Source organism: Phenylobacterium sp., assembly GCF_004297125.1.
Lineage (GTDB): Bacteria > Pseudomonadota > Alphaproteobacteria > Caulobacterales > Caulobacteraceae > Phenylobacterium.
The window spans coordinates 132,933-157,592 of sequence record NZ_SCVD01000019.1 but is presented as its reverse complement, the minus strand read 5'-3'; the positions used below and the strand labels follow the sequence as shown (position 1 = coordinate 157,592).

Sequence of the window (24,660 nt, the reverse complement as noted above, 5' to 3'; positions counted from 1 at the left end):
CCAGGGACGCGCCTCATCCGCCTGCCCCACTCGCCCCCACGCGCGCATCTGCTACACCTCCTGCGCCCGCGTCACAGTCGGAGTCCCCCATGCGCCGCCGCAGCTTCCTCGCCGCCCTGCCCGCCGCCGCCCTCGCCGCGCCGGCCTTCGCCACCAGCCGCCAGGAAAACCCGAACCGCGACCGGCCCGACGTGCGCCCGGGCGACCGCATCGACGGCGCCACCTTCGCCAGCCGCAGCGCCGCCTGGGGCATCCATGGCGCAGCCGCCACCGCCCATCCGCTGGCCACCCAGGCCGCCATCGACATGCTGCGGGCCGGCGGCTCGGCGGTGGACGCCGCCATCGCCGCCAACGCGGTGCTGGGCTACGGCGAGCCGATCTCCTGCGGCATCGGCGGCGACTGCTTCGTCATGCTGTGGGACCCGAAGGCCAGGAAGGTCGTGGGCCTGAACGGGTCGGGCCGCAGCCCCCGGGGCCTGAGCCTGGAGACCGTCCGCAAGCGCGCCACGCCCAAGGGGATGATCCCGTCGCACGGCGCCATCGCGGTCAGCGTGCCGGGCGCCGTCGACGCCTGGTGGAGCCTGCACCAGCGCTACGGCAAGCTGGCCTGGAAGGACCTGTTCGCCCCGGCCATCGCCCACTGCGAGGACGGCGCGCCGATCATCCAGAACACCGCCTTCTATCTGGAAGCCTCGAACCGGATCTTCACCCGGCCCGGGTCGGGCATCGAGGAGGTGGAGAACTTCAAGAAGGTCTGGACCCGCGACGGCAAGACGCCGCGCGAGGGCGAGGTGTTCAGGAACCCGGAACTGGGCCGCACCTATCGCCAGATCGCCCAGGGCGGCGGCCGCGCCTTCTACGAGGGCGAGATCGCCGAGACCATTGAGCGCTACTTCAAGCGGATCGGCGGCTGGATGACCAAGGCCGACCTCGCCGCCCACAAGTCGGAATGGGTGGAGCCGCGCAGCATCAGCTACCGCGGCGTCGACGTCTGGGCCCTGCCGCCGAACAGCCAGGGGCTGGTGACGCTCCAGATGCTGAACATCCTGGACGAATTCGACGTGAAGGCCATGGGCTTCCAGTCGGCCGCCGCCATCCATCATGCGGTGGAGGCCAAGCGCCTGGCGTTCGAGGACCGCGCCCGCTTCTACGCCGACCCCGCCTTCTACAGGCAGCCCGTCGAGTGGCTGCTCTCGAAGGACTATGCGCGCGAGCGGGCCAGGCTGATCCGGCCGGACGCCATCGCGCCGACGTACTATCCGGGCAAGGCGCCCAGCCACGGCGACACCACCTATTTCACCACCGCGGACAAGGACGGGATGATGGTCTCGATCATCCAGTCCAACTACCGCGGCATGGGCTCGGGCCTGATGCCCGACGGCCTGGGTTTCATGTTCCAGGATCGCGGCGAGCTGTTCGCCCTGACCGACGGCCATCCCAACGTCTACGCCCCCGGCAAGCGGCCCTTCCAGACCATCATCCCGGGCTTCGCCACCAGGGGCGGCGAGCCGATGCTGAGCTTCGGCGTCATGGGCGGCGACATGCAGCCCCAGGGCCAGACCCAGGTGGTCTGCAACATCGTGGACTTCGGCCTGGGCCTGCAGGAGGCCGGCGACGCGCCGCGCTGGCACCACGACGGGGGCATGGAGCCGACCGGCGAGGATCTGGGCCAGCCGGGCGTGCTGAACCTGGAGACCGGCGTGCCGGACGCCACGAAGGCGGCGCTGGCCAAGCTGGGTTGGGTGATGAAGCCGGCCCCCGGCGGCTACGGCGGCTACCAGGCCATCCAGCGCCACCCCGGCCGCTATGCCGCCGCCACCGAGATGCGCAAGGACGGCGTGGCGCTTGCCTACTGACGGCCCCACCTTCTTCGCCACCCCGGCCGAGTGGCGCGCCTGGCTGGAAGCGCACCATGCCACGGCCGCCGAACTCTCGGTCGGGTTCTGGAAGCGGGACAGCGGCAAGCCCTCGATCACCTGGCCGCAGAGCGTCGACGAGGCGCTCTGCTTTGGCTGGATCGACGGGGTGCGCCACCGGGTCGACGACGAGGCCTACCGCATCCGCTTCACGCCCCGCAAAGCCGGCGGGATCTGGAGCCAGGTGAACATCAGGCGCTTCGCAGAACTGAAGGCCGAGGGCCGCATGACCCCCGCCGGCCAGGCCGCCTACGACATCGGCAAAGACCGGACCCGCGTCTATTCCCACGAGCGCGACGTCGGCGACTTCACGCCGGAGGAGAAGGTGCGCTTCCAGGCCAGGGCCGGGGCGTGGGAAGGCTTCCAGGCCTTCCCGCCGAGCTATCGCAAGGTGGCCATCCATCAGGTCGCCTCGGCCAAGGCCGCCGAGACCCGCGCCAGGCGCCTCGACATCCTGATCGACGCGTCGGCGAGAGGGCTTAGACTGAAGTCGCCGACCCAGGTGGATGAGCCATGACCCCCGACGAGATGAAGGCGATCGTGATGTCCTTCCCCGGCGCCGAGGAAGGCGTCAGCTACGGGCGTCCCTCCTTCAAGCTGAACGGCAAGTTCTTCACCCGCCTGCGCGGCGAGGACGACAGCCTGGTGCTGATGGACGTCGGCTTCGACGAGCGCGAGATGCTGATGGAGGCCGAGCCCGACACCTTCCACCTGACGCCCCACTACAAGGACTATCCCTGCGTGCTGGCGCGGATCGGGAACCTGCACCCCGGCTCCCTGCGCAATTTCCTGGAGCGCCGCTTCCGCAAGATCGCGAGGAGAGCGGCCGTGAAGGCCTGGGACGCGGAGCAGGCCTCGTGACCGAGGCGGAGTTCCGCGCCCTGTGCCTGGCCCTCCCCGGCGTGGAGGAGGGCTTCAACCTGGGCTCCGCCGTGTTCAAGGCGAACGGCAAGGTGCTGGCCCGCCTGGTCGGCGAGGCCGAGGCCCAGTTGACCGGCGTCGGCCCCGACGAGATCGACCACCTGGTCGAGGCCGAGCCGCAGGCCTTCCACGCCACCCGGCACCTGCGCGACGCCCGCTACGTGGCCGTCCGCCTGGCCCACGCCCGCCCGGACACGGTGCGGTCCCTGCTGGAACGCCGCTTCCGCGAAATCGCCCCGCGCGCCGTCGTGAACGCGTGGAACGCCGCCCGGACAGCCTGAGCCGTCAGGCCGGCTTCTGGAGCCAGAACTGATACATCGCGCGGAAGGTCTCGGGATTCTTCTCCTCGAACGCGCCCCAGTTCCGAAGGTCGACGGCGGCCGGATCGTCGGGGAACATCTCGCGGTAGGCGATCAGCACCTCGGGCGGCTGGACGAAGCCCAGGAAGCGGTACCCCTGGATCAACGCCCGCAGCTCCGCCATGTCGAATTGATGCTCCTGGACGTGCATCAGCAGGTCGCGGCAGGTGCTGAGCGAGAAGAAGTCCCCCGCGGTGAGTGCGCCGCGCACCGGGTCGCCGTTCGGTGCGGCCAGGATCGCCTGGCGCAGCGCGCGAATACCGTCGGGCGTACGCGGATAGGTCTTCGCCAGCGCCCGCGCCGGCTCGAGCCGGCGTCGGCCGAGACGGCTGTAAAGGCCGAGGGTCAGGAGGCCCCCTGGCCGCAGCAGGCGCGTGAGCACGCCCATCCCTTCGGCCGGATCCTCGAGGTGATGCAGCACGCCAGCGCACTCGATGACGTCGAAACTGCGGTCATGCAGCTCCAGAAGGTCGGCCTGTGCATAGGTGAGGTTCGTGAGGCCCAACTCATCGCTCTTGCGCTTGGCGTACCCCAGGCTGGCGCGACTGAGATCGATCGCCAGGACGCGGGCGCCGGCATAGCGCGCGGCCACCTGGACCGCGTGCTGGCCCGACCCGCATCCAGCTACCAGGATCTCGGGCGCGGCGGCGCCGGGAATCGGGCCGATCCGGACCCGGGGGAACAGGACCGCCAGGGTGCGGTCCAGAGGTTGCGGCTGGCGCACGGGCGCGCTTACCCAACGCGGATACGGATTCTCCTCGTACTGCGCCCGCACCGCCGCGGAGACCCCGGCGCGGATCGGCGTGAGGGTCGAGATCGCCGCCGCTGCGGCGCGGTCGCGCCTCGGCTCGACGATCTGTTGCTGCACGACCCGCCGCGCCGCTTCCGGAAGATCGGCAGCTAGCCAGGCGTCCGCGTTCGGCAGGTCGCCAAGCGCGCGGTAGGACGCCAGCTTCATGAGGGCTTCGGCCGTCGCCGCCGGCGGCAAGCCTTCGACCTTGGCGCGCTCCTCCGGCGTCTCGATCCAGGCGTACTCGGTGATAAAGGCCTGCACGGCCAAGCCGGCGAGCAGCTCCAGGTCGGCGTCGGCGCCGTTCAGCGCGTCCCGGCGAAGCGCCGTGAACTCCTGCTCCAGCCTGGCCTCCCGGATCGGTCCGCTGGTCAGAAGCGCCGGCAGCACCTCGGTCGAGCCTGCGCGGTACAGGTAGATCGCCGCGCCCTGGAGCGTCTCTGTGTGACCCCAGGACTCCTCCAGTGCGCGCTTGACCAAGGGCGCCGCGGAAACGTCCACCACCGACGCACCCTTGAGCGCCTCCACGTACAGCCGCCTTGCTTCCGGCGTCTCATCCAGGCTGATCGCCGTCGTCGCCGCCGCCAGCGCCTCGTCCCGCCGCCCCAGGTCGATCAGCACGCTGGCGAGCCGCAGCCAGTTGACCGCCTCGCCCGGTTCCCTGTCCGTCGCCGCCCGCAGCGCCTCGGCCTCGCCCGGTGCGTCGTTCAGGCCGTTGCGGATCTGCCCGAGCAGCCGCCAGTGCCGCCCCTCGCCGGCCGGCCCCAGCGCCGTCAGGCCCGCGGCCAGCAACGGCTCCGCCGCCTCGGCCTGGCCCAGGATGGCGTAGGCGATGCCGAGCACCAGCTGCGCATCCGGGTCGTTCGGCGCGCGCTGGTGGGCCGCCTGCGCGGCGACCAGCGCCTCCGTCTTCCGGCCTTCGCGAATGAGTTGTCTGGCGTCGGTCATCGGTTTCGTCGGACTCGGGGGAATCGGGAGTCGTCCTCTACCCCACGACGGACGTCCTCGAAAACTCCAACGGCCAGCCGCCTCGTTGCTAGACGAAGCCCAGGTAGCGGCTGCCGAAGTTCCTCAGGCGCGGGAAGATCACGTCGATGTCGGCGTCCGACACGCCGAACCAGCGGCCCAGCGTCGCGCCGTACTGGTCCACCGAGGTGGTGGGGATCTGGGCGCCGCCGATGTTGTCGGGATTGTTGAAGCCGCCGACGTCGGCGCCCAGGGTCGGGTACTGGCCGTAGATGTCGCCGCCGTTCACGGCGCCGCCCATGATGAACTGGCAGCCGCCCCAAGCGTGGTCGGTGCCATCGCCGTTGGTGGTGAAGCCGCGCGAGAAGTCCGAGGCGGTGAACGTCGTCACCTGCGCGCGCCGGTCGATGCCGCCCACGTTCGCCAGCGCCCCGTCGAAATAGGACATCGCCTGGGCCACCTTGGCCAGCAGGTTCGGCTGGGTCGAGTTCTGGAAGTCGTGGGTGTCCCAGCCGCCGAGGCTGACGAAGAACACCTGCCGCCGCACGCCCAGGCTGGAGCTGGCCGCGATCATCCGCGCGACCGTCTGGAGCTGCAGCGCCAGGGTGTTGGTCTCCACCCGGCCGGTCAGCGGATTGGTATAGGCCGGCGCGGTCGGCAGGGCGGTGACGACGCCTTGGCCGAAGGCGCTGTTCACGGTCGCCGCGGCCGCGATCGAACGGCCGGCGACCGTGGCGTAATCGGCGGCGAACGAGCTGGTGACGTTGGTATCGGTGATCAGGTCGCGGACCCGCGACGGGGCGAGGCTGGAGCCGAAGAGGGTGGAGCCCTGGGCGCTGGTGATCGTCACCGCCGGCTGGGCGCCGGTGGAGAGCTGGTACTGCACCACCGACTGGCCGGCGAGGAACACCGCGTTGCCGGCCGCCGAGACCGCCGTGAACAGGGTGTTCTGCCCGTTCATGCTGGCCAGCAGGTCGCCGAACCGCCCGCCCCAGCCGCTGCGCGCGCCCTCGGTGGCGAGCGCCTGCCAGGTGGACTGCTGGTCGTTGTGCGAGAACAGGCTGGTGGGAACCGCGACGGACTTGGCCTGGTACTGGGCCTTGGTGATCGGCTGGACCAGCGTGCCGACGTTGGCGAGGACGGCGAGGCGGCCCTGGCCGAACAGGGTCTGCAACGGCCCCAGGAACGGGTGCAGGGCAAAGGTGCGCGTGGTGGCGTTCGTGCCAGCCGGAATCGGCTGGGCGGTCTTCGGCGTGATCGGCAGGACGCCGCCCCAGGCTTCGGGCGAGTCGGCCTCCGCCGTGCGGCCGGTGACCGGGCTGGTCTGCCCGACCGGCGTCGGCGCCGTGCCCGGCGGCATCAGGGCGATGGGGTCGGCCCCGGTGTTGCGGGCCGCGAAGTAGCGGCCCCAGGAGTCGGTGTCGGTGGCCAGCACGGTGTTGTGCGAGTCGTTGCCGCCATAGAGGAAGAGGCAGACCAGCGCCTTGTAGTCGGGCGCGGACTGGCTGGCGGCCGAGCCCGCGGCGGCGAGCTGCAGCGCGAACGGCGCGCCGACCCCCAGGGCCGAGAACGCCCCGCCCAGGCCCAACAGCCGCCTGCGATCCATCCCGCCGCTCATCGCTGCACCAGATATTCGGGAGACGCCATGGTCATGAAGATCGCCAGCTTGGCGCGGTTGAGCAGCGCCGTGCTCTGGCTGCCCGTGGCCGGCAGGCTGATCGCGCCCACCGCCTCGACGATCCGGCTGCGGAGGCCGGGCGACATGGCGCCGTTCAGCAGCAGCATGTTCACCCGGTCGACCAGGGCGTTCACGTCGCTCGCCAGCGCCGTCTCGGAGCTGTAGGCGCTGCGGACGTCCCGCACGCCGCCGGTCGCCGTCCCGATGCCGGCGTCGACGGTGGTCTGCAGGGTGTTGAGGTAGCCCGCGACCGTGACCTCGTCGACGATCTGGAACTCGGGCGCCACCAGGCCGGCGGCCCCCACGCGGGTGTTGGGCGGCGCATATCCCGGACGGAAGAAGTTGAACACCGACGGCGCGGTGAGCGCGCTCTGGCCCAGCGAGGTGTTGGCGCTGGTCGAGGGGATCAGCCACTGGCCGCTCTGCGACGCCGCCCCGAACGCACGCGCCCAATGCGCCATCCGCACCACCGGCTCGCGCAGCTTGCCGGCGTTGACGTCGCCCGCCGGGGCGCTCCGCGCCTCCGGATCCAGCAGGATGGCGCGCACTACGGCGCTCATGTCGCCGCGGACTCCCGCTCCGTTGTTGTTGAAGACCGCGGTGACCCGGCCGACGTAGGCCGGGCTCGGGTTGCTGGTCACCAGCCGCTGGATGAGCTGCTTGCCGATGAACGGCCCGACGTTCGGATGGTTGAACAGGGTGTCCAGGGCGATCCGCAGGTCGCCCTGCGGGTCGGCGGTCGCCGAGGCCGGGATCGTGGCGCCCAGGAAGCTCTTGGCGCTGGTCGAGTGGAAGGCCGGATAGGCGATCATCGAGCGCACGGTGGCGTCGGCGTTGCGGCTGCCGCCCCGGAACGTCGTGTTGCTGGGCGTGGGCGAATAGTAGCTGTAACCGGTCAGCACCCTGGCCAGGCCGCTGATGTCGTCGGCGCTGTAGGTGGGGATCGGCCGTCCCGCGCCGTCGGTCCTCACCGACCCGTCGTTGTTGAGCTGGTAGAGGCCGATGGTCATGAGCTGCATGACCTCGCGGGCGTAGTTCTCGTCCGGCTTCCGCCCCGTGGCCGGATCCTCCTTCTGGTTGCCCAGCCAGGTCAGGTAGATCCCCATCATCGGGTGCAGCGACACCTGCTCCAGCAGGGTGCGGAAGTTGCCGAAGGCGTTGGCGCCCAGCATGTCGTAGTAGGACGCCGCGCCCCGGGCATCGACGTTGTTGTCGGTCAGCGAGACCACGAAGATCTCGGAATAGGCCAGCTTCATCCGCTGGCGGAGCTGGTCCGGCCCGGTGATGGCCTGCTTCCAGTACGAATAGTAGAAGTCGTTGGCGCTGAGGCTCGCCGTCGGATTGGTGGCCCGCAGCTGGATCAGGCGCGCCTCGAGGTCGGCCTGGTGGCTGGTCGGCGCCGGCATGACCATCTGCTGGTCGATCCAGGCGGAATAGCCGCTGGCCCGCACCTGGCCGATCGCGGCCTCGGTGGGCCCATAGCTGGCCTGGGTCAGGAAACGCCCGGCCTCCGCCGCCGACGGCGCGCTCGCCTGTCCGCCGGAACCACGCACGCCGCTGCAGGCGACCATGGCGAAGGCGGCCAGGACTCCGACCCAGCTCGCAACGTTCCGTCGAGTTCGACCGATCGCCCCCAAAGCCCCTGCCCCTGAACGCCGACGACGCGGCGGACGCCAACCCATCCCATAGATGACCTGGGTTTATGACCCTTGCACGCTGCGACACATTCACTCCGTCGGCGCCGGAGATTGCGCTGTGGAGCGTGCAAGCTAGGGTTCCAGGATCAGGGGTGCGGCCATGGCCATCTTCACAGCCGCCGTCGGCGTCGATTTCGACACACTCGACCTGGGGCCCCTGGGCGCCGCATCGGCGTCGGGCGCGAGCTCGACCTCGGTCCTGCTGACGGTCGGCGGGGTCACCGCCCAGCTCACCGGGACCGGCTTCCAGTTCGCCGGCGCCGGCCCGCCCACGGCGGGAACCATCACCCGGATCGTCGTCACCGACGGCGGCGCGCCGGCCTACGACATCGCCGTCCTCGCCCTGCCGGCCGCAAGTTTCCGGAGCTGGGTGCTGGCGGGAGACAACGCCGGGACCAAGGCGGGGATCTTCGGCGGCGCCGACCAGATCACCGGCTCCTTCCAGGCCGACCGCCTGGGCGGCTTCGCGGGCGGCGACACCATCAACGCCGGCGAAGGGAACGACACGGTGACGGACACCGGCGGCGCGAACTACCTGCGCGGCGACGGGGGCGCCGACAGCCTGCAGGGCGGCGTCGATTTCGACGACATCAACGGCAACGTGGGCGCCGACACCATCCGGGGCGGCCTGGGCGACGACTGGGTCGTGGGCGGCAAGGACGACGACCTGATCTTCGGCGACGACGGCGGGGACCTGGTCTACGGCAACCTGGGCGCCGACACCTGCGAGGGCGGGGCGGGCGCCGACATCGTGCGCGGCGGGCAGGGGAACGACACCCTGTCCGGCGGGCCCGGCGACGACTTCGTCTCCGGCGATCGCGGCGACGACGTCATGACCGGCGGTCTGGGCGCCGATCGCTTCCACTCGTCCAGCGACGCAGGCCTGGACCGGGTGCTGGACTTCAGCCTGGCCCAGGGCGACCGCGTCCAGCTGGACCCCGGAACCACCTATTCGGTCAGCCAGTCGGGCGACGACACGGTGATCGCCATGAGCGCCGGCCAGGTCGTCCTGGTGGGCGTCTCGATGTCGAGCCTCACGGCCGACAGCATCTTCATCGCCTAGCGGTCCAGGCCGTAGCGGTAGAGGAAGCGCACGCCCACGTCGCCGACGCCGGGATTGTAGTCGCCCGCCAGCTTGGCGTGGCTCATGTGGATCCACGACAGCTCCACCGACAGGCGGGGCGTGGCCTTCCAGCCCAGCGACAGCTCGGGCTCGAAGAGCACCCGGGAGCCCAGGTCCAGCTTGGTCTGGAAGTCGCGCAGCCGCCTCAGCCGCTCCTCCGGCGTGATCCCCGGCGCGTCCGGCGACGGCAGGTTCACCCGCCCGTCGTGGATCGCCACGCCGATCCCCGGCTGGACATAGAGCCGCTCGCTGAGGTGAAAGCGCCATGCCAGCCCGGTGGCCGCATAATTGGTCCCGCCCGAGGTGTTCACCCCCGCCAGCAGATGGACCCGCGGCTTGCCCAGGAACTTGAGCTCGTCCAGCGCCGTCGTCCGGACGCCGCCCACGATCTGGGCCCCGCCCTCGAACTTGCCGTAGGAGATCCCGTCGTCGACGTCGTGGGCGTAGCCCCCCAGGAACACCTCGCCCGCCCGGGCGGCGCCGGCCGCCAGGACGCCCGCGGCGGCGAAGCTCGTCAGCAGGATGCGCCCCATGGCCTAGAACTCGTCCTCGATCGCGGCGCGGAAGTTCTCGAACACCTCGGCCATGCGCTGCTCCGGCTCCGGTTCGGGCTCCGGCTCCGCCGCCGGCGGCGCGCTCGCCACCAGGCGGCCCGCCACCGCGCCATGCTGCACGAGCAACAGCTCCTCGCCGTCCGCCAGCCCGGTCAGCAGGGCGGCGATCTTCGGCGGCAGGTCGTCGAGGTCGAGGCGGGCCATGGGGCGATCCTAGACCGCATCGCGGGGCGCGGGTAAACCGCCGCCCAAGGAGAAACGATGGCTTACCGGTCGCTGCGCGAATTCCTGACCAAGCTCGAGGCGGCCGGAGAGCTGGTCCGCGTAACCGAGCCCGTCTCCTCCGTTCTTGAAATGACCGAGATCCAGCGGCGCCTGCTGGCCACGGGCGGGCCGGCCGTCCTGTTCGAGAACGTCATCCGGGCCGATGGCCAGCCTTCGACCATGCCCTGTCTGGTCAACCTGTTCGGCACGGTGAAGCGGGTGGCCATGGGCGTCACCCTGGAGGGTGTCGAGCGCACCACCGCCGCCGAGCTGCGCAGCGTCGGCGAACTGCTGGCCTTCCTGCGCCAGCCCGAGCCGCCGCGCGGCCTCAAGGACGCCTGGGACATGCTGCCCCTGGCCAGGACCGTCATGGGCATGCGGCCCCAGGTGCGGAAGACCGGCCCGGTGCAGGAGGTGGTGCTCAAGGGCGACCAGATCGACCTCACCAGGCTGCCCATCCAGACCTGCTGGCCGGGCGAGCCCGCGCCGCTGATCACCTGGCCGCTGGTGGTGACCAAGGGCCCCTCCGAGAGCCGCGAGGACGACTACAACCTCGGCATCTACCGCATGCAGGTGCTGGGCAAGGACCGCACCATCATGCGCTGGCTGGCCCACCGCGGCGGCGCCCAGCACCACCGCCGCTGGAAGGCTGAGGGCAAGCGCGAGCCCCTGCCCGCCTGCGCGGTGATCGGCGCCGACCCCGGCACGATCCTGGCCGCCGTGACGCCGGTCCCCGACACCCTCTCCGAATATCAGTTCGCAGGCCTGCTGCGCGGCGCCAAGCTGGACCTGGTCCCCGCCAAGACCGTCCCCCTGATGGTCCCGGCCCACGCCGAGATCGTGCTGGAGGGCTACGTCCACCTCGACGACTACGCCGACGAGGGGCCGTACGGGGACCACACCGGCTACTACAACTCGGTCGAGAAGTTCCCGGTCTTCCAGGTGACCGCAATCACCATGCGCAAGGACCCGATCTACCTCAGCACCTTCACCGGCCGGCCGCCGGACGAGCCCAGCGTGCTGGGCGAGGCGCTGAACGAGGTCTTCATCCCGCTGCTCCAGCAGCAGTTCCCGGAAGTCGTCGACTTCTGGCTGCCGCCCGAGGGCTGCAGCTACCGCATCGCCGTGGTCTCGATGAAGAAGGCCTACGCCGGCCACGCCAAGCGCGTGATGATGGGCGTCTGGAGCTACCTTCGGCAATTCATGTACACCAAGTGGGTGATCGTCGTGGACGACGACATCAACGCCCGCGACTGGAAGGACGTCATGTGGGCGATCTCCACCCGCATGGACCCGGCCCGCGACATCACCGTCATCGAGAACACCCCCATCGACTACCTCGACTTCGCCTCGCCGGAGAGCGGGCTGGGCTCGAAGATCGGCCTGGACGCCACCAACAAGTGGCCGCCCGAGACCCATCGCGAGTGGGGCGAGAAGCTGGGCATGGACCGGGCCACGATCGATGCGGTCACGGAGAAGTGGGCCAGGCTGGGCCTCCCCGGCGATGGCCGGCCGGTCGAATAGGCTAAGAGGCGCGTATGGATCCTGCCGCTTCCGCCCACGCCGCCGCCCTCTGGGCAGGCCTCAGCCTCATCCTCCTCCTGGTGCTGTCGGTGCTGGTGACGCGCCAGCGCCGCAAGCATCGGGTGGAGATCGGCGACGGCGGCGTGCCGGCGCTGAACCAGGCCATCCGCGCCTTCGGCAACGCCACCGAATACATCCCCGCCGCCCTGGCCGGCCTGGGCCTGCTGGCGCTGGTGGGGGCGCCGCCGCTGCTCATCCATCCGATCGGCCTGACGCTGTTCGTGGGCCGCGTGCTGCACGCCTTCGGCCTGTCGCGCTCCACCGGCACGTCCTGGCCGCGGGCCGCCGGCGTGCTCGCCACCTGGATCAGCTACGTCGCCACGGCTGCGGCCCTCCTCTTCTACGCTATCCCGTAAACCGGCGCGGAGCGTCCACTAAGAGCCTGCGGCGCAAAGTGTCGCTGGGACGCGAGGCTTGTGGCGCCGCCCTCGCTCGGCCATATCCCCCCGATGGACGAAAACCTGTTGAACGACGTCGTGGCCGCCGCCCTGAAGGCGGGCGCCGACGCGGCCGAAGCCGTCGGCGCGGACCGCCGCAGCCTCTCGATCTCCGTGCGCATGGGCGAGCTGGAAGAGGTCGAGCGCGAGGAATCCCGCGACCTGGGCCTGCGGGTCTTCGTCGGCCGGCGGCAGGCGACGGTCTCCGGCTCCGACATCTCGGCCGAGGCCCGGACCAAGCTGGTCGAGCGCGCCGTCGCCATGGCGCGGCTCGCGCCCGAGGATCCCTACGCCGGCCTCGCCGATCCCGACCGCCTGGCCCGCGGCCCGCTGCCGGAGCTCGACCTGTTCGATCCCGCCGAACCCTCGCCCGAGAGCCTGGAGGATCGCGCCCGCGTCGCCGAGGCCGCCGCCCGCGCCGTGCCCAAGGTCACCAACTCCGACGGCGGCAGCGGCTCGTGGTCGGCCTCGCAATGGACCATGGTCACCAGCGGCGGCTTCACCGGCGTCCACCGCGCCTCGGGCTTCTCGATCGGCGCCTCGGCCATCGCCGGCGACGACGAGGGGATGGAGACCGGCTACGACGGCCGCTCCACCCGCTGGCAGTCCGACCTGCCGACCCCGGAGAGCCTGGGCGCCGAGGCCGGCCGCCGGGCCGCCTCGCGGCTGGGGGCGCGGAAGATCGCCTCCACCACCGCCCCGGTGATCTTCGAGAACCGCCTGGCCGGCTCGCTGATGAGCCCTCTGATCGGCGCCATCTCCGGCCCGTCCATCGCGCGGGGCACCTCGTTCCTGAAGGACCGGCTGGGCCAGCAGATCTTCGCCAAGGGGATCTTCCTCACCGACGACCCGCACAAGCCGCGCGGCCTGGGCTCCTCGCCCTTCGACGACGAGGGCGTGGCCAACGAAAAGCGCCACCTGATCGACGACGGCGTCCTGACCACCTGGCTGCTCAACACCTCGTCGGCCCGCCAGCTCGGCCTCGTCACCACCGGCCACGCCTCGCGCGGCCTCGCCGGACCGCCCGGCGTCTCCACCTCGAACCTGACCTTCCAGCCCGGCGACCGCGACCAGGCGACCCTGATGAAGGATGCGGGCAAGGGCCTCCTCATCACCTCGATGTTCGGTCCCTCGCTGAACGGCAACACCGGCGACTGGTCGGTGGGCTGCTCCGGCTTCTGGTTCGAGGACGGCGAGATCGCCTACCCGGTCAACGAGATCACGGTGGCGGGCAACCTGCTCGACATCTTCGGCCGCGTCGTCCCGGGCTCCGACCTGGAGATCCGCGGCTCCGCCAACGCGCCCTCGCTGCTGGTCGACGCCCTCGCCATAGCGGGTCGATGAGACCCTCCATCGTCCTGGAAGACGACCTCAAGCTGATCCTCGACGCGGCCCAGGAGGCCGGCGACCTGGCCCGGGCGATCCGCCTGAAGGGGCTGGAGATCGAGTACAAGGCCGACGACAATTCGCCTGTCACCAACGCCGACCTCGCCGCCGACGAACTGCTGACCACCCGCCTGCGCGCCGCGCGCCCCGACTATGGCTGGCTGTCGGAGGAGACCGCCGACGCGCGCGACCGCCTGGACTGCCGCCGCATCTTCGTGGTCGACCCCATCGACGGCACCCGGGCCTTCCTGAACGGCCGCCCCTGGTGGTCCGTGGCCATCGCGGTGGTCGAGGACGGCCTGCCGGTCGCCGCGGCCATCTATGCGCCCGAGGTGGAAGAGACCTACGCCGCCGCCGCCGGCCTGGGGGCGACCTGCAACGGCGTGGCCATCGGGCCCAGCTCGGCCACCGCGATCGAAGACTGCCGGATGGTGGGCGATCCCGTGGTCTTCTCCCACTGGTCCTGGCCCGAACCCTGGCCGCCGATGCGCGTCGAGCAGCGCAGCTCCACGGCCTACCGGATGTGCCTGGTGGCCTCGGGAGAGTTCGACGCCGCTGTCGCGCCGCTGCGGAAATCCGACTGGGACGTGGCCGCCGGCGACCTCATCGCCCGCGAGGCGGGGTGTTTCGTCGGCGATCACACCGGCGAGGGTTTCCGCTACAATCGCGCCAGACCGTCGCAGGCCAGCCTGATCTGCGCCACGCCGGCGCTGGCCCCATTGATCCTGGCGCGCGTCCGGCATATGGGCGCGGGCAATTGATTTCAGCTGAAACGAACGCACTCATGCCCGACAAACAGCTCCTCCACCTCGTCATCGGCGGCGAACTGAAGTCCCTCGAAGGCGCGCCCGAGTTCAAGGACCTCGCCAAGGTCGACCTGGTGGGCGCCTTCCCGACCTATCAGGACGCCCGTAGAGCCTGGCTGGCCAAGGCCCAGCAGACCGTCGACAACGCCCACATGCGCTACTTCATCATCCACGCGCACAAGCTCCTCGACCCCCACGGCGACGACGACCACACGCACTAGCGCATGATCCGACCTCCCCCGTCGCGGCAGCGACGGCGGGAGGTGAGGCGCCGCCCCTACTCCCGCCGCAGCACGCTCTCGGTCAGCAAGTTCCCCCACATGTTGGTGCGGAAATCGGCCTTGATGCCGGCCGGATCGTACATCGGGCTCTCGACCCATTCCAGGAAGCTCATGCCCGCCGGTTCGCCCTCGGTCAGGTAGCGGGCGAAGGTGTAGTCCAGCACCCCCGTCTTCCCGTGCCGGATGTGCAGGTACTTGAACGAGAGCTGCTCCAGCGCCTCGCGGATCGTCTTGCCCTGCCGGAAGTGCATGTAGAACACGCTCATGATGCCCGCCCGGTCCGCCCCGGACTTGCAGTGCATCAGCGCCGGGTATTCCAGCGTCTCGAACAGCCGCTTGGCCCCCAGCACCCGCTCACGGGACGGGACCTCGCGCGAGGTGATGGTGAAGTCGACCAGGTTCATCCCCAGCCGCTGGCAGGCGTCCTTCTCCAGCGCATGGAAACTGGCGTCGAACCCGCCGCGCAGGTTGATGATCGTCCGGATCCCCCGCGCCTTCCATTCCGCGATCTGGTGCGGCCACGGCTGGTTCGCCCGCACCAGCTCGTCGCTGATCCAATGCGCATTGGAGAAGCCCAGCCGCAGGTAGGCGTGGTCGTTCCAGAGGTAGTCCAGATAGGTCTTCGCCCGGCCCACGGGGGTCGCCAGATCGAACCGGTCCTGCGCGGGGCTCGTGGTCATGGGGTCTAGGTAAAGCCCGCCGCCGACTTGCGAAAGTGGCGCCGCGCCGACGCCGTGGCATGATCGGCCAAAGCCACGCCAGCAAAGGACCGCGCGCATGATCACCGTTTGGGGCGGACAGACCTCCCGATCGATCCGGGTCGTCTGGGTGCTGGAGGAGATGGGCCTCCCCTACCGCGTGCGGCAGGTGGACATGCTGTCGGGGGTCCCGGACACCGAGTGGCTGGCGGTCAATCCGGGCAACTTCCTCCCCGCGATCCAGGACGGCGACGTCACCATGGTCGAGTCCATCGCCATCATGGAGTACCTGATGGGCCGCTACGGGCCGACGCCGCTTCAGCCCGCGCCGCACGATCCGGCCTTCCCCGCCTATCAGCAGTTCCTGCACATGGGCGAAGCGGGCCTCGCGACCCTGCTGATGGTCCCCCTGGTCAGCGGCTTCATCGCGCCCGAGGCCGAGCGGGAGAACTGGGGCGCGCGCTGGGCCCTGGGGTGCGCCGAGCGCCGGTTGGACCTGGTGAGGCGGCGCCTCGCCCAGTCGCCCTACCTGGCCGGCGAGGGGTTCACGGCCGCCGACATCTCGGTGACCTACGCCCTGCAATTGGGAAGCAACCACGCCGGCGTGACCCTGAGCGACGCCGAACAGGCCTACCTCGCCCGCACCACCGGCCGCGACGCCTACAGGCGAGCCTTTGAGCGATCGCACGAGGGCGTGGGCGCGTCCTGAATCTTACCTCCCGGCGAAGCGGCGGGAGACATAAGGAGACGTCGCCAACGGCGGAGAGGCGTGGAAAGCGGCGGCCTCCTCTCCCCCGAGGCGCAGCCCGAGGGGAGAGGAGGCGCGCGCTTTCAAACGTCCTCGACGGGATCGAAAGCGCGCCGTCAGCTCGGAGCGCGAAACGGACACCCAAACGCCCGTAAAGCTTGACACGGCGTCCGCTTCATGTTCTCTATTTGTTCATGTCCATCGAAGGCGACATGCGCGAGCGGCACGGCCGCGTCCTGGCGGAGCTGGCCGAGGCCGGGATGGCCATGGTGCGCCGCCTCAGCGACGCCATGCTGCAGACGAAGGATGTCCAGACCCAGGCGCAACTGGGCCTGGCCTTCCACCGGGTGTCGCGCGCCGTGCGCCAGACCATGGCGCTGGAGTTCCGGCTGGCTCAGGCGGCGCGCCGCGAAGAGCGCGAGGCCGCCGCTTCCCCGCGTCCGACACCCCCGCCCCGGGCCCCAGGGCCCCGTTCGCCGACCGAGCGGACCGGCTGGAACGAGTACGAATCCGACGACTCCAACGAGGCCCTGGACGAACTCGACGCGTTGCTCGAAGGCGACGACGTCGACCTCGACGACGTCCACGAAGCGGTCGAGACCTGCATCGCCCGCATCCGCCACGACCTCGACGCCGACCGGCCCCTGGTCGACGCCGGCGTTCCTGGCTCGGCGACCGCGACGGCCCCTGTGCGCGCCGTCGGTCCGCCGACCCTGCCTGGCCCCAGCGGCCGACGATCCCTGCTCATGGGCGGCGCCGCGATGGCCCCGCCGCGCCCGCCAGCCCTCGCCTGGCGAAGCTCCGCCTGACCCGGCGCGTAGCGCCCGAACCGCAGAAAACGCAGAAGACGCAGAACGATCCGAGGCGGCCCCGCTTCCCCGGCGCGCTTCCGCGTCTTCTGCGTTTTCTGCGGTTCCTCTTCCCCGCGCAGCCCGCCAAACTCCAAGCCCTTCCCGATGGAGACAGCGATGCGGGTGAAAGGTCTCTCCGGCGATCTGGCCTGGTGGCGCGAGACCCGCGGCTCTCCCGACGCCGATCCCGCCGCCTTGCGCGCGCTCCTGGACCAGCTCCAGGCTTGGAAGACTCAGCACGACGCGGATCGCGCCCTCCAGCCGGGGCCGTTCTTCAAGATGGTCTGGGACGGCATCTTCGCCGACGACGCCAACGACGTCGTCGAGGCGATCGCCGAGATCGAGCAGGCCCTGGCCCCCCGCTAGGACTACGTTCCTATCCGGCTCTGCGCGCCGCAGGCGCTGTCGAATTTGTCCACGAACCACACGAACGGGTCCAGCCCGGATCAAGCGCTTTGGCCTCTCGGCTTGTTCGTGTGGTTCGTGTGGTTCGTGGACGAAATCTCATCGGCGCTGACGCGTCACGGCGGCGCCTCGACAGGCGCCACCTCGGCAGCTTCGCTTGACGCCGCCCGTGCAACGTCCGATCCCAACCCCATGAGCGAGCCTCCCCAGCCGGAGCTGTCCGCCCGCGCCCTGATCGCGCGGGTGGCGCGGATCTACATGGCCCCGCGCTGGAAGGGCTGGACCGTGGCCATGCTGGCCGCGGTGGTGGTGGCCTATTGCAGCGCCCGGCTGGTGCAGATCATCGAGCCGGCCACCAACGACCTCTTGGTGTTCCACAAGCCTGGCGCCCTCTTGTGGCTGCCGCTGACCATCGCCGCCCTGGCCCTGGCGCGTACGGTCGCCCAGGTGATCCAGGCCACCCTCGTCAACCGCATCGGTAACGCCGTGGTCGGCGACGTCCAGGTGCAGCTGTTCGGCAAGCTGGTGCGGGCCGACCTGGCGCACCTGCGCAGCCAGCACTCCGGCGCCTATGTCTCCTCGGTGCTCTACGACGCCGGCCTGATCCGCGAGGCGGCGACGGCGGGGGTGGTGAACTACACCCAGAACCTGCTGATCTTCGTCGGTGCGATCCTGGTGATGGTGGCCAACGACTGGATGCTGTCGCTGGTGCTGCTGGGCGCCGTGCCGGTCGCCGGCTGGATCATGCGCCGGTTCTCCAGGCGCACCACCAAGGCCGCCAAGGGCGCCATGGAGGAGACCTCCGCCCTCTCCTCGGCGATCATGGAGAGCCTGGACGGCGTCCGCGTCGTGAAGATCGAGAACCGCGAGGCCTATGAGGAGGGCCGCGTCGCCGAGGTGGTGAAGCGGCGACAGAAGCACCTCACCAAGGGCGCCAACGCCCGCGCCCGCGCCGCGCCGGCCACCGAGCTTCTGATGACCCTGATCGTGGCCATCGTGTTCGCCTACGCCGGCTGGCGCTCGACCCAGGGCGAGATGAACGCCGGGGCCTTCTTCTCCTTCGTCGCCGCCCTGACCATGGCCAGCCAGGCGCTGCGCCAACTCGCCAACCTGCAGACCGTGTTCGCCGAGGGAATGTCGGCGGCGCGGCGCCTGTTCGCCGCCCTCGACGTCGAGCCGGAAGTGCGCGAGCGGCCGGGCGCGCCCAGCCTGTCGCGGGCCCAGGGCTCCATCCGCTTCGAGGACGTCAGTTTCTCCTACGGCGGCGACGGTCCGCCGGCCCTGGCGGGGGTCAGCCTGGAGGCGTCGCGCGGCGAGACCGTGGCCCTGGTCGGCCCCTCCGGCGGCGGCAAGAGCACCATCCTCAACCTGATCCCGCGCTTCTACGACGTCAGCGGCGGGCGGGTGACCCTGGACGGCCGCGACCTGCGCGACGTAGCCCTGGCCTCGCTGCGCGACCAGATCGCCCTGGTGACCCAGGAGCCGTTCCTGTTCGACGACACGATCCGCGCCAACATCGCCTACGCCCGCCCGACCGCCACCGCCGCCGAGGTCGAGGCGGCCGCCACGGCGGCCGCGGCGCACGAGTTCATCACCGCCCTGCCCGGCGGCTACGACAGCCTGGTCGGCGAGGCCGGAGCCCGGCTCTCGGGCGGCCAGCGCCAGCGGATCGCCATCGCCCGCGCCTTCCTGAAGGACGCGCCCATCCTGCTGCTGGATGAGGCCACCAGCGCGCTCGACACCGAGAGCGAGGCCCAGGTCCAGGCGGCCCTGAAGCGGCTGATGGCCGGACGCACGACGCTGCTGATCGCGCACCGCCTGTCGACCGTGCGCGGCGCGGACCGGATCTACGTCGTCGACAAGGGCCGGATCGTGGAGACCGGTGACCATGCCGGCCTGATGGCGCAGCGCGGCCTCTACGCTCGCCTGGCGCAAAGCCAGGACCTGGAGGCGGAGCCCGCCGCTTGAAAGCCTTCCTGCGAAGCGACGGCGTCCAGGCCTTCCTCGGCTGGGTGCTGGGGACCTACCTCAAGCTCGTCCTGCGGACCGTCCGCTGGCGGCACGAGAACCTGGCCTGCGTCGAGCCGGTGCTGGCCGACGACACCACCGGCGCCATCGCCCTCTTCTGGCACGGCCGCATCCCGCTCTGCCTGGCCACCGCGCCGCAATGGTGGCGCAAGCGGACGCGCTGCCTGGTCTCGCCCTCGGCGGACGGCGAGTTCATCGCCCGCGCCCTCGACATGTCGGGCTTCCCGGCCATCCGCGTCTCCTCCGCCAAGAAGGGCGACGCCGCCAAGGCGCGCCAGGCCGTGGCCGCGATCCGCGAGGCCACCGCCTGGGTCAAGGACGGCGGCGCCCTGGTGGTCACCCCCGACGGCCCGCGTGGGCCGAACGAGGTCATCGCCGCCGGCTCCCTGCAGATCGCCCGGCGGTCGGGCCAGCCCGTGTACCTGATGGGCATCGCCGCCAGCCCCGCCTGGCAGCTCGCGAACACCTGGGACCGGGTGATGTTCGCCGCCCCCTTCGGCCGGGGCGCCGTCGTCTGGGAAGGGCCGCTGCGGGTCCCGGCCGACGCCGACGACGCGGCCATCGCCGGACTGATCGAAGACTGGTCGGCCCGCCTCTCCGCCGCCACCCGCCGGGCGGAGGCGCTGGTGACCTCCTCTCCGCCCGCGCAGCGAGAGGGGAGAGGGTAGGGTGAGGGGCGGCTGGGCGTATCCGTCTCTCCCGATGGTTCCACGAGGATCAGCGGCAGCGACGCTGGGCCATGGCTGGACCGGGAGCGGTCACGCCGCGGCCTGCGCCGCCCCTCACCCTACCCTCTCCCCTTCGCGCTTCGCGTCGGGAGAGAGGAGAGAATTGATCCCCCCGCCGGTCGGTGAGACATAGGCGCCATGGCCCACGACGACGCGCACGATCACGACGACCACACCAGTCATGATCACGGCCATGATCACGGCCACAGCCATGCCGGCGGCCACCATCACCACGCCCCGGCCAACATGGGCCGCGCCTTCGCCATCGGGGTGATCCTCAACACGGCCTTCGTGGCCGCCGAGGTCGCGGCGGGGCTCTGGACCGGATCGCTGGCCCTGCTGGCCGACGCCGGCCACAACCTCTCGGACGTGCTGTCGCTGCTGCTGGCCTGGGGCGCGACCATCCTGGCCAGGCGCGCGCCCGCCGGCCGGCGCACCTACGGCCTGCGCAAGGCCACGATCCTGGCCTCGCTGGCCAACGCCATCCTGCTGCTGGTGGCGGTGGGCGCCATCGCCTCGGAGGCGGTGCGCCGCTTCGCCGAGCCCGCCTCGATCGACTCCGACATCGTCATGCTGACCGCCGGTCTTGGCGTGCTGATCAACGGCGCGACGGCCCTGCTGTTCATGCGCGGCAGCCACGACGACCTCAACGTCCGCGGCGCCTTCCTGCACATGGCCGCCGACGCGGGCGTCTCGCTGGCCGTGGTGGCCGGCGCCTTCATGATGGCCCGGACCGGCCTCCTCTGGATCGACCCGGTCCTCAGCCTCGTCATCGCCGGCGTCATCGTGCTGGGCACGTGGAGCTTGCTGCGGGACTCGGCCGACCTGGCCATGGACGCCGCCCCGCGCGGCATCGACGTCGAGGCGGTGCGCAGGTACCTCGCCGGCCTGCCCGGCGTGGAGGGCGTCCACGACCTGCACATCTGGGCGCTCTCGACCACCGAGACCGCCATGACCGCCCATGTCCTGCGGCCGCGCAACGCCGACTCCGACAGCTTCCTGCATATCGCCTGCGAAGGCCTCGAGACGCGGTTCCGGATCGGCCACGCCACGCTCCAGGTCGAGACCGACGCCGCCCACGCCTGCCGCCTCGCCCCCGCCGAGGTGGTGTGAGCTCCACCCTCCCGCTGGCTCTGTACGGCGCGGCGACGGGCCTGCTGGAGCCCTTCGCCCCGGCGATCCTGCGCGGCCGGGCCGGTCGCGGGAAGGAAGACCCCGCGCGGATCGGCGAACGGCTGGGCCGCCCCGGCGCGCCGCGGCCCGATGGCCCACTCGTCTGGCTGCACGGCGTCAGCGTCGGCGAGACCATGTCGCTGCTGCCGCTGGTCACGGCGCTGCGGGCGCGGCGGCCGGACCTGGGCCTGCTGGTGACATCCGGCACCGTCACCGCCGCGGAACTGCTGCAGAAGCGCCTCCCGAACGGCGTGATCCACCAGTTCGCCCCCATCGACGCCCCGGGCGCGGTGCGACGGTTCCTGGACCACTGGCGCCCCTCGTTGGCGGTGTTCGTCGAGAGCGAGCTCTGGCCCAACCTGATCCTCGCCGCCAGAGCCCGCGGCGTGCGCCTGGCCCTGCTGTCGGCGCGGATGACCGAGGCCAGCGCCAACCGCTGGGCCGGATGGCCGGCGTCGGCGCGGACGCTGGTCGGGGCCTTCGACCTCATCCTCCCGCAGGACCAGGCCACCGCGGCGCGGCTGCGGCGGCTGGGCGCGACGCCTGGCCCCCTGCTGAACCTGAAGACCGTGGGCGAGCCGCTGGCCGCCGACGAGGCCGAGCTCGCGCGCCTCCGCGCCGCGGTCGCTGGACGCAGGGTCGTGCTGGCCGCCAGCACCCATCCGGGCGAGGAGGCGATCGTCGCCCAGGCCTTCCACGCCGCCGGCGGCGACGGCCTGCTGATCGTCGCCCCGCGTCATCCCGAGCGAGGACCGGCGATCGCCCGCGAGCTCGGCGCCACCCGACGGGCGGCGGGCGAGACCATGGACGGGCCGATCCATGTCGCCGACACCCTGGGTGAGCTCGGCCTGTTCTTCCGCCTCGCCGATGTGGTCGTGATGGGCGGCGGCTTCCTTCCGGGCGTCGGCGGCCACAATCCGATGGAACCGGCGCGGATCGGCCGGCCGATCATCACCGGCCCGCACGCCTTCAACGCCGCCGACGTCTACGCCGCCATGTTCGCCGAGGTCGCCGCACTTGAGGCGGCCGACGCCGAGACGCTGGCGCGGCACCTCCGCGGACTCAGGGACTACCCGCTGATCGCGCGGCGGATGGGCGAGGCGGCGCTCGGCTTCGCCCATCGCCAGGGCGCGGCCCTCGACGAGGCCATGGCCTTGCTCGAACCCCTGCTGCCCGCATGAAGCTCTCGACGCCCCGCTGGTGGTACGGCCGCGACGGCAAGACCGGCGCGATCGCCCGTCTCCTCCTGACGCCGGCCTCCTGGATCTGGGCGGCGGCCACCGCCCGGCGGATCGCGGGCGGCCATCCCGTCGACCCGGGCGTACCGGTGATCTGCGTGGGCAACCTGACCCTGGGCGGCACGGGCAAGACGCCGGTGGTGCGCGAGATCGCCCGCCGGCTGGGCGGCGCGGTGCTGTCCCGCGGCTACGGTGGCTCGCTGCCAGGCCCCGTCCAGGTCGACCTGGCCCGCCATACGGCCGCCGAGGTCGGCGACGAGCCGCTGATGTTGGCCGCCGACCTTCCGGTCTGGGTGTCGCGCGACCGCGCCGCCGGCGCCCGGGCCGCCGCCCAGTCCGGCGCCAAGGTCATCGTCATGGACGACGGCCACCAGAACCCCTCGGTGCGCAAGACCCTGTCGCTGGTCGTCGTCGACGGCGAGACCCGCGACGACGAATGGCCGTTCGGCGATGGCCGGGTCTTCCCCGCCGGCCCGATGCGCGAGCCGCTGAAGGCCGGCCTCGCCCGCGCCGACGCCGCCGTGCTGCTGCTGCCCGCCGACCTGGCCGCGCCCGACCCCGAGCTGGTCCGCGCCCTGTCGGCCGTGCCCGTGCTCATCGCCCGCCTGGCTCCGGCCGCGCCGCCGCCCTCGGGCCCGCAGGTGGGTTTCGCCGGCGTCGGCAAGCCCTGGAAGGTGGAGCGCGCGCTACAAGCCGCCGGTTGCGAGCTCAGCGACTTCTGGCCCTTCCCCGACCACCACGCCTACGACGAGGCGACGCTGCAACGCCTGGCCGCGCGCGCCGCGCAGTTCGGCGCCGGCCTGGTCACCACCGAGAAGGACTGGGCCCGCCTGCCCGCCGCCTGGCGCGACCGCATCAGGCCCTGGCCCGTCCGCGCGGTGTTCGAGGACGAGGCGGCGCTGGACGCGGTCCTGGCCCGCGCCTAGCTGGCGCCGGCCTTCTGCGCGTAGGCCCAGCTCATCTGGGCCAGGCTGGTGACGCGCGGCGCCATGTTGGCGGCGTCCGGATGGTTGGCCGTGCCATCTCGCACCCGGCCCAGGATGCCCTGCAGGATGCCGACCAGCCGGAAGGCGTTGTAGGCGAAGAACCAATTCAGGTCATGGAGGCCCGAGCGGCCGGTCAGGCTGCAGTAGTACTCCACGGCCTCGTCGAGGGTCGGGATGCCGTGGGCCTTGAGGTCCGGGATCGTCGAGATCGTGCCGTTGATCCAGTTCATCAACACATAGGTGAAGTCGGCCAGCGGTTCGCCCAGCGTGCCGAGCTCCCAGTCCAGCACCGCCACGACCCGCGGCTCGGTGGCATGGAAGATCATGTTGTCGAGGCGGTAGTCGCCGTGGACGATCGAGGTCCGCTCCTGGGCCGGCAGGCTTCTCGGCAGCCATTCGATCAGCTTCTCGACCTCGGGGATGTAGACCGTCTCGGAGGCCTTGTACTGTTTGGTCCAGCGGTCGACCTGGCGGCCCATGTAGTTGCCGGGCTTGCCGTAGTCGCCGAGGCCGATCTTCTCGTAATCGGTGTTGTGCAGGTCGGCGAGGGTCTTGATCTTGGCCTTGAAGATGGCGTTGCGCTCGGCGGGCTCATAGGCCGGCAGGCTCTGGTCCCAGAGGATCCGGCCCTCGACCATGTCCATGACGTAGAACCAGGTGCCGATGACGCCGTCGTCAGTGCAAAGGCCGTAGGGCCGGGCCACCGGGAAGCCGGTCGGATGGAGCGCCGAGATCACCTTGTATTCGCGATCCACCGCGTGAGCCGACGGCAGCAGCTTGCCCGGCGGCTTGCGGCGCAGGACGTACTTCTTGTTCGGCGTGATCAGCTGGTAGGTCGGGTTGGACTGGCCGCCCTTGAACTGGCGCACCTCCAGCGGACCGGCGTAGCCCTCCACGTTCGCCTTCATCCAGCTTTCGAGGGCGGCTTCGTCGAAGCGATGGCTCTCCGCCACGTCCTTGGTGCCCGTGTTGGCCTGTTCGCGGGCCTGCTCCGCGGCGATGTCGGCGGTGACGGACATGGCGTTCCTCGCTTCGTACAATTG

The 24,660-nt window shown here is 71.1% G+C and carries 25 protein-coding genes; 18 read left to right on the top strand and 7 right to left on the bottom strand.

Features of this window, described 5'->3' with window-relative positions:
• Positions 1–89 precede the first annotated feature (89 nt).
• From EPO51_RS09055 to EPO51_RS09040, 4 genes are read left to right on the top strand one after another with little or no spacing between them, the layout of a single operon-like run.
• The gene (locus EPO51_RS09055; protein ID WP_293349026.1) at positions 90–1,856 is read left to right on the top strand and encodes a gamma-glutamyltransferase family protein; all 1,767 of its coding nucleotides are present in this window, start codon (positions 90–92) and stop codon (positions 1,854–1,856) included.
• The gene (locus EPO51_RS09050; RefSeq protein WP_293349023.1) at positions 1,846–2,433 is read left to right on the top strand and encodes a YdeI/OmpD-associated family protein; all 588 of its coding nucleotides are present in this window, start codon (positions 1,846–1,848) and stop codon (positions 2,431–2,433) included. The genes EPO51_RS09055 and EPO51_RS09050 overlap by 11 nt, the downstream gene beginning before the upstream one ends.
• A complete protein-coding gene (locus tag EPO51_RS09045) occupies positions 2,430–2,777 on the top strand; it encodes an MmcQ/YjbR family DNA-binding protein (protein ID WP_293349020.1) in 348 nt (115 codons plus the stop codon). The genes EPO51_RS09050 and EPO51_RS09045 overlap by 4 nt, the downstream gene beginning before the upstream one ends.
• Positions 2,774–3,118, top strand: coding sequence for an MmcQ/YjbR family DNA-binding protein (locus EPO51_RS09040; protein WP_293349017.1), 345 nt, complete (start codon positions 2,774–2,776; stop codon positions 3,116–3,118). Before EPO51_RS09045 ends, EPO51_RS09040 begins: the two co-directional genes overlap by 4 nt.
• 4 nt (positions 3,119–3,122) lie before the next feature.
• On the opposite strand, the gene EPO51_RS09035 is transcribed toward EPO51_RS09040, so the two are convergent.
• From EPO51_RS09035 to EPO51_RS09025, 3 genes are all read right to left on the bottom strand, one after another.
• Positions 3,123–4,934 carry a class I SAM-dependent methyltransferase gene (locus tag EPO51_RS09035; protein WP_293349014.1) on the bottom strand — a complete coding sequence of 604 codons (1,812 nt, stop codon included), beginning with the start codon at positions 4,932–4,934 and terminating at the stop codon, positions 3,123–3,125.
• Between the two features lie 88 nt (positions 4,935–5,022).
• Positions 5,023–6,558, bottom strand: coding sequence for a DUF1501 domain-containing protein (locus tag EPO51_RS09030; RefSeq protein ID WP_293349011.1), 1,536 nt, complete (start codon positions 6,556–6,558; stop codon positions 5,023–5,025).
• 8 nt (positions 6,559–6,566) lie between these two features.
• Positions 6,567–8,201 carry a DUF1800 domain-containing protein gene (locus tag EPO51_RS09025; protein WP_293349008.1) on the bottom strand — a complete coding sequence of 545 codons (1,635 nt, stop codon included), beginning with the start codon at positions 8,199–8,201 and terminating at the stop codon, positions 6,567–6,569.
• A gap of 226 nt (positions 8,202–8,427) precedes the next feature.
• On the opposite strand from EPO51_RS09025, the gene EPO51_RS09020 reads away from it, so the two are divergent.
• Positions 8,428–9,390: a calcium-binding protein gene (locus tag EPO51_RS09020; protein ID WP_293349005.1), complete on the top strand. Its 963-nt coding sequence runs from the start codon at positions 8,428–8,430 to the stop codon at positions 9,388–9,390.
• Here EPO51_RS09020 and EPO51_RS09015 read toward each other — a convergent pair.
• Both EPO51_RS09015 and EPO51_RS09010 read right to left on the bottom strand, forming a co-directional pair.
• Complete coding sequence (locus EPO51_RS09015; protein ID WP_293349002.1) at positions 9,387–9,983, bottom strand: acyloxyacyl hydrolase; 597 nt, start codon at positions 9,981–9,983, stop codon at positions 9,387–9,389. The genes EPO51_RS09020 and EPO51_RS09015 overlap by 4 nt on opposite strands.
• A gap of 3 nt (positions 9,984–9,986) precedes the next feature.
• Positions 9,987–10,208 carry a hypothetical protein gene (locus EPO51_RS09010; RefSeq protein WP_293348999.1) on the bottom strand — a complete coding sequence of 74 codons (222 nt, stop codon included), beginning with the start codon at positions 10,206–10,208 and terminating at the stop codon, positions 9,987–9,989.
• A gap of 57 nt (positions 10,209–10,265) precedes the next feature.
• On the opposite strand from EPO51_RS09010, the gene EPO51_RS09005 reads away from it, so the two are divergent.
• The 5 genes from EPO51_RS09005 to EPO51_RS08985 all read left to right on the top strand — a co-directional run bounded on the left by EPO51_RS09005 (position 10,266) and on the right by EPO51_RS08985 (position 14,702).
• Positions 10,266–11,792: a UbiD family decarboxylase gene (locus EPO51_RS09005; protein ID WP_293348996.1), complete on the top strand. Its 1,527-nt coding sequence runs from the start codon at positions 10,266–10,268 to the stop codon at positions 11,790–11,792.
• Positions 11,793–11,806: 14 nt separating this feature from the next.
• Positions 11,807–12,208 (top strand): MAPEG family protein, encoded by a 402-nt coding sequence (locus tag EPO51_RS09000; RefSeq protein WP_293348993.1) that lies wholly within the window; start codon positions 11,807–11,809, stop codon positions 12,206–12,208.
• Positions 12,209–12,301: 93 nt separating this feature from the next.
• Positions 12,302–13,633 carry a TldD/PmbA family protein gene (locus tag EPO51_RS08995; protein ID WP_293348990.1) on the top strand — a complete coding sequence of 444 codons (1,332 nt, stop codon included), beginning with the start codon at positions 12,302–12,304 and terminating at the stop codon, positions 13,631–13,633.
• Positions 13,630–14,436 (top strand): 3'(2'),5'-bisphosphate nucleotidase CysQ, encoded by an 807-nt coding sequence (locus tag EPO51_RS08990; protein ID WP_293348987.1) that lies wholly within the window; start codon positions 13,630–13,632, stop codon positions 14,434–14,436. The genes EPO51_RS08995 and EPO51_RS08990 overlap by 4 nt, the downstream gene beginning before the upstream one ends.
• A gap of 23 nt (positions 14,437–14,459) precedes the next feature.
• Positions 14,460–14,702 (top strand): DUF4170 domain-containing protein, encoded by a 243-nt coding sequence (locus EPO51_RS08985; protein WP_293348984.1) that lies wholly within the window; start codon positions 14,460–14,462, stop codon positions 14,700–14,702.
• 56 nt (positions 14,703–14,758) lie between these two features.
• Here EPO51_RS08985 and EPO51_RS08980 read toward each other — a convergent pair whose 3' ends face one another.
• On the bottom strand, positions 14,759–15,442 hold the full coding sequence (locus EPO51_RS08980; RefSeq protein WP_293348981.1) for a protein tyrosine phosphatase family protein: 684 nt from the start codon (positions 15,440–15,442) through the stop codon (positions 14,759–14,761).
• Between the two features lie 97 nt (positions 15,443–15,539).
• Between EPO51_RS08980 and EPO51_RS08975 the strand changes: the two genes are divergently transcribed.
• From EPO51_RS08975 to lpxK, 8 genes are all read left to right on the top strand, one after another.
• Positions 15,540–16,169, top strand: coding sequence for a glutathione S-transferase family protein (locus tag EPO51_RS08975; RefSeq protein WP_293348978.1), 630 nt, complete (start codon positions 15,540–15,542; stop codon positions 16,167–16,169).
• Positions 16,170–16,402: 233 nt separating this feature from the next.
• Positions 16,403–17,017 (top strand): hypothetical protein, encoded by a 615-nt coding sequence (locus EPO51_RS08970; RefSeq protein WP_293348975.1) that lies wholly within the window; start codon positions 16,403–16,405, stop codon positions 17,015–17,017.
• 159 nt (positions 17,018–17,176) lie between these two features.
• On the top strand, positions 17,177–17,425 hold the full coding sequence (locus EPO51_RS08965; RefSeq protein WP_293348973.1) for a hypothetical protein: 249 nt from the start codon (positions 17,177–17,179) through the stop codon (positions 17,423–17,425).
• A gap of 231 nt (positions 17,426–17,656) precedes the next feature.
• Entirely contained in the window at positions 17,657–19,432 is a 1,776-nt protein-coding gene (locus tag EPO51_RS08960; protein ID WP_293348970.1) for an ABC transporter ATP-binding protein, read from the top strand.
• The gene (locus EPO51_RS08955; protein ID WP_293348967.1) at positions 19,429–20,160 is read left to right on the top strand and encodes a lysophospholipid acyltransferase family protein; all 732 of its coding nucleotides are present in this window, start codon (positions 19,429–19,431) and stop codon (positions 20,158–20,160) included. Before EPO51_RS08960 ends, EPO51_RS08955 begins: the two co-directional genes overlap by 4 nt.
• Positions 20,161–20,358: 198 nt before the next feature.
• The gene (locus EPO51_RS08950) at positions 20,359–21,333 is read left to right on the top strand and encodes a cation diffusion facilitator family transporter (protein ID WP_293348964.1); all 975 of its coding nucleotides are present in this window, start codon (positions 20,359–20,361) and stop codon (positions 21,331–21,333) included.
• Complete coding sequence (locus tag EPO51_RS08945; RefSeq protein ID WP_293348961.1) at positions 21,330–22,574, top strand: 3-deoxy-D-manno-octulosonic acid transferase; 1,245 nt, start codon at positions 21,330–21,332, stop codon at positions 22,572–22,574. The genes EPO51_RS08950 and EPO51_RS08945 overlap by 4 nt, the downstream gene beginning before the upstream one ends.
• Complete coding sequence (lpxK, locus tag EPO51_RS08940; protein ID WP_293348958.1) at positions 22,571–23,557, top strand: tetraacyldisaccharide 4'-kinase; 987 nt, start codon at positions 22,571–22,573, stop codon at positions 23,555–23,557. Before EPO51_RS08945 ends, lpxK begins: the two co-directional genes overlap by 4 nt.
• Here lpxK and EPO51_RS08935 read toward each other — a convergent pair.
• Positions 23,554–24,636 carry a phosphotransferase family protein gene (locus EPO51_RS08935; protein ID WP_293348956.1) on the bottom strand — a complete coding sequence of 361 codons (1,083 nt, stop codon included), beginning with the start codon at positions 24,634–24,636 and terminating at the stop codon, positions 23,554–23,556. The two genes, lpxK and EPO51_RS08935, sit on opposite strands and share 4 nt — an antisense overlap.
• Between the last annotated feature and the right edge of the window lie 24 nt (positions 24,637–24,660).

Excerpts from the sequence above, each read along its gene's own strand:
- EPO51_RS09055 (WP_293349026.1), top strand. The coding sequence starts at position 90 with ATGCGCCGCCGCAGCTTCCTCGCCGCCCTGCCCGCCGCCGCCCTCGCC.
- EPO51_RS09045 (WP_293349020.1), top strand. The coding sequence starts at position 2,430 with ATGACCCCCGACGAGATGAAGGCGATCGTGATGTCCTTCCCCGGCGCC.
- EPO51_RS09035 (WP_293349014.1), bottom strand. The coding sequence starts at position 4,934 with ATGACCGACGCCAGACAACTCATTCGCGAAGGCCGGAAGACGGAGGCG.
- EPO51_RS09030 (WP_293349011.1), bottom strand. The coding sequence starts at position 6,558 with ATGGATCGCAGGCGGCTGTTGGGCCTGGGCGGGGCGTTCTCGGCCCTG.
- EPO51_RS09025 (WP_293349008.1), bottom strand. The coding sequence starts at position 8,201 with ATGGTCGCCTGCAGCGGCGTGCGTGGTTCCGGCGGACAGGCGAGCGCG.
- EPO51_RS09020 (WP_293349005.1), top strand. The coding sequence starts at position 8,428 with ATGGCCATCTTCACAGCCGCCGTCGGCGTCGATTTCGACACACTCGAC.
- EPO51_RS09015 (WP_293349002.1), bottom strand. The coding sequence starts at position 9,983 with ATGGGGCGCATCCTGCTGACGAGCTTCGCCGCCGCGGGCGTCCTGGCG.
- EPO51_RS09010 (WP_293348999.1), bottom strand. The coding sequence starts at position 10,208 with ATGGCCCGCCTCGACCTCGACGACCTGCCGCCGAAGATCGCCGCCCTG.
- EPO51_RS09005 (WP_293348996.1), top strand. The coding sequence starts at position 10,266 with ATGGCTTACCGGTCGCTGCGCGAATTCCTGACCAAGCTCGAGGCGGCC.
- EPO51_RS09000 (WP_293348993.1), top strand. The coding sequence starts at position 11,807 with ATGGATCCTGCCGCTTCCGCCCACGCCGCCGCCCTCTGGGCAGGCCTC.
- EPO51_RS08995 (WP_293348990.1), top strand. The coding sequence starts at position 12,302 with ATGGACGAAAACCTGTTGAACGACGTCGTGGCCGCCGCCCTGAAGGCG.
- EPO51_RS08990 (WP_293348987.1), top strand. The coding sequence starts at position 13,630 with ATGAGACCCTCCATCGTCCTGGAAGACGACCTCAAGCTGATCCTCGAC.
- EPO51_RS08985 (WP_293348984.1), top strand. The coding sequence starts at position 14,460 with ATGCCCGACAAACAGCTCCTCCACCTCGTCATCGGCGGCGAACTGAAG.
- EPO51_RS08980 (WP_293348981.1), bottom strand. The coding sequence starts at position 15,442 with ATGACCACGAGCCCCGCGCAGGACCGGTTCGATCTGGCGACCCCCGTG.
- EPO51_RS08975 (WP_293348978.1), top strand. The coding sequence starts at position 15,540 with ATGATCACCGTTTGGGGCGGACAGACCTCCCGATCGATCCGGGTCGTC.
- EPO51_RS08970 (WP_293348975.1), top strand. The coding sequence starts at position 16,403 with ATGTCCATCGAAGGCGACATGCGCGAGCGGCACGGCCGCGTCCTGGCG.
- EPO51_RS08965 (WP_293348973.1), top strand. The coding sequence starts at position 17,177 with ATGCGGGTGAAAGGTCTCTCCGGCGATCTGGCCTGGTGGCGCGAGACC.
- EPO51_RS08960 (WP_293348970.1), top strand. The coding sequence starts at position 17,657 with ATGAGCGAGCCTCCCCAGCCGGAGCTGTCCGCCCGCGCCCTGATCGCG.
- EPO51_RS08950 (WP_293348964.1), top strand. The coding sequence starts at position 20,359 with ATGGCCCACGACGACGCGCACGATCACGACGACCACACCAGTCATGAT.
- lpxK (WP_293348958.1), top strand. The coding sequence starts at position 22,571 with ATGAAGCTCTCGACGCCCCGCTGGTGGTACGGCCGCGACGGCAAGACC.
- EPO51_RS08935 (WP_293348956.1), bottom strand. The coding sequence starts at position 24,636 with ATGTCCGTCACCGCCGACATCGCCGCGGAGCAGGCCCGCGAACAGGCC.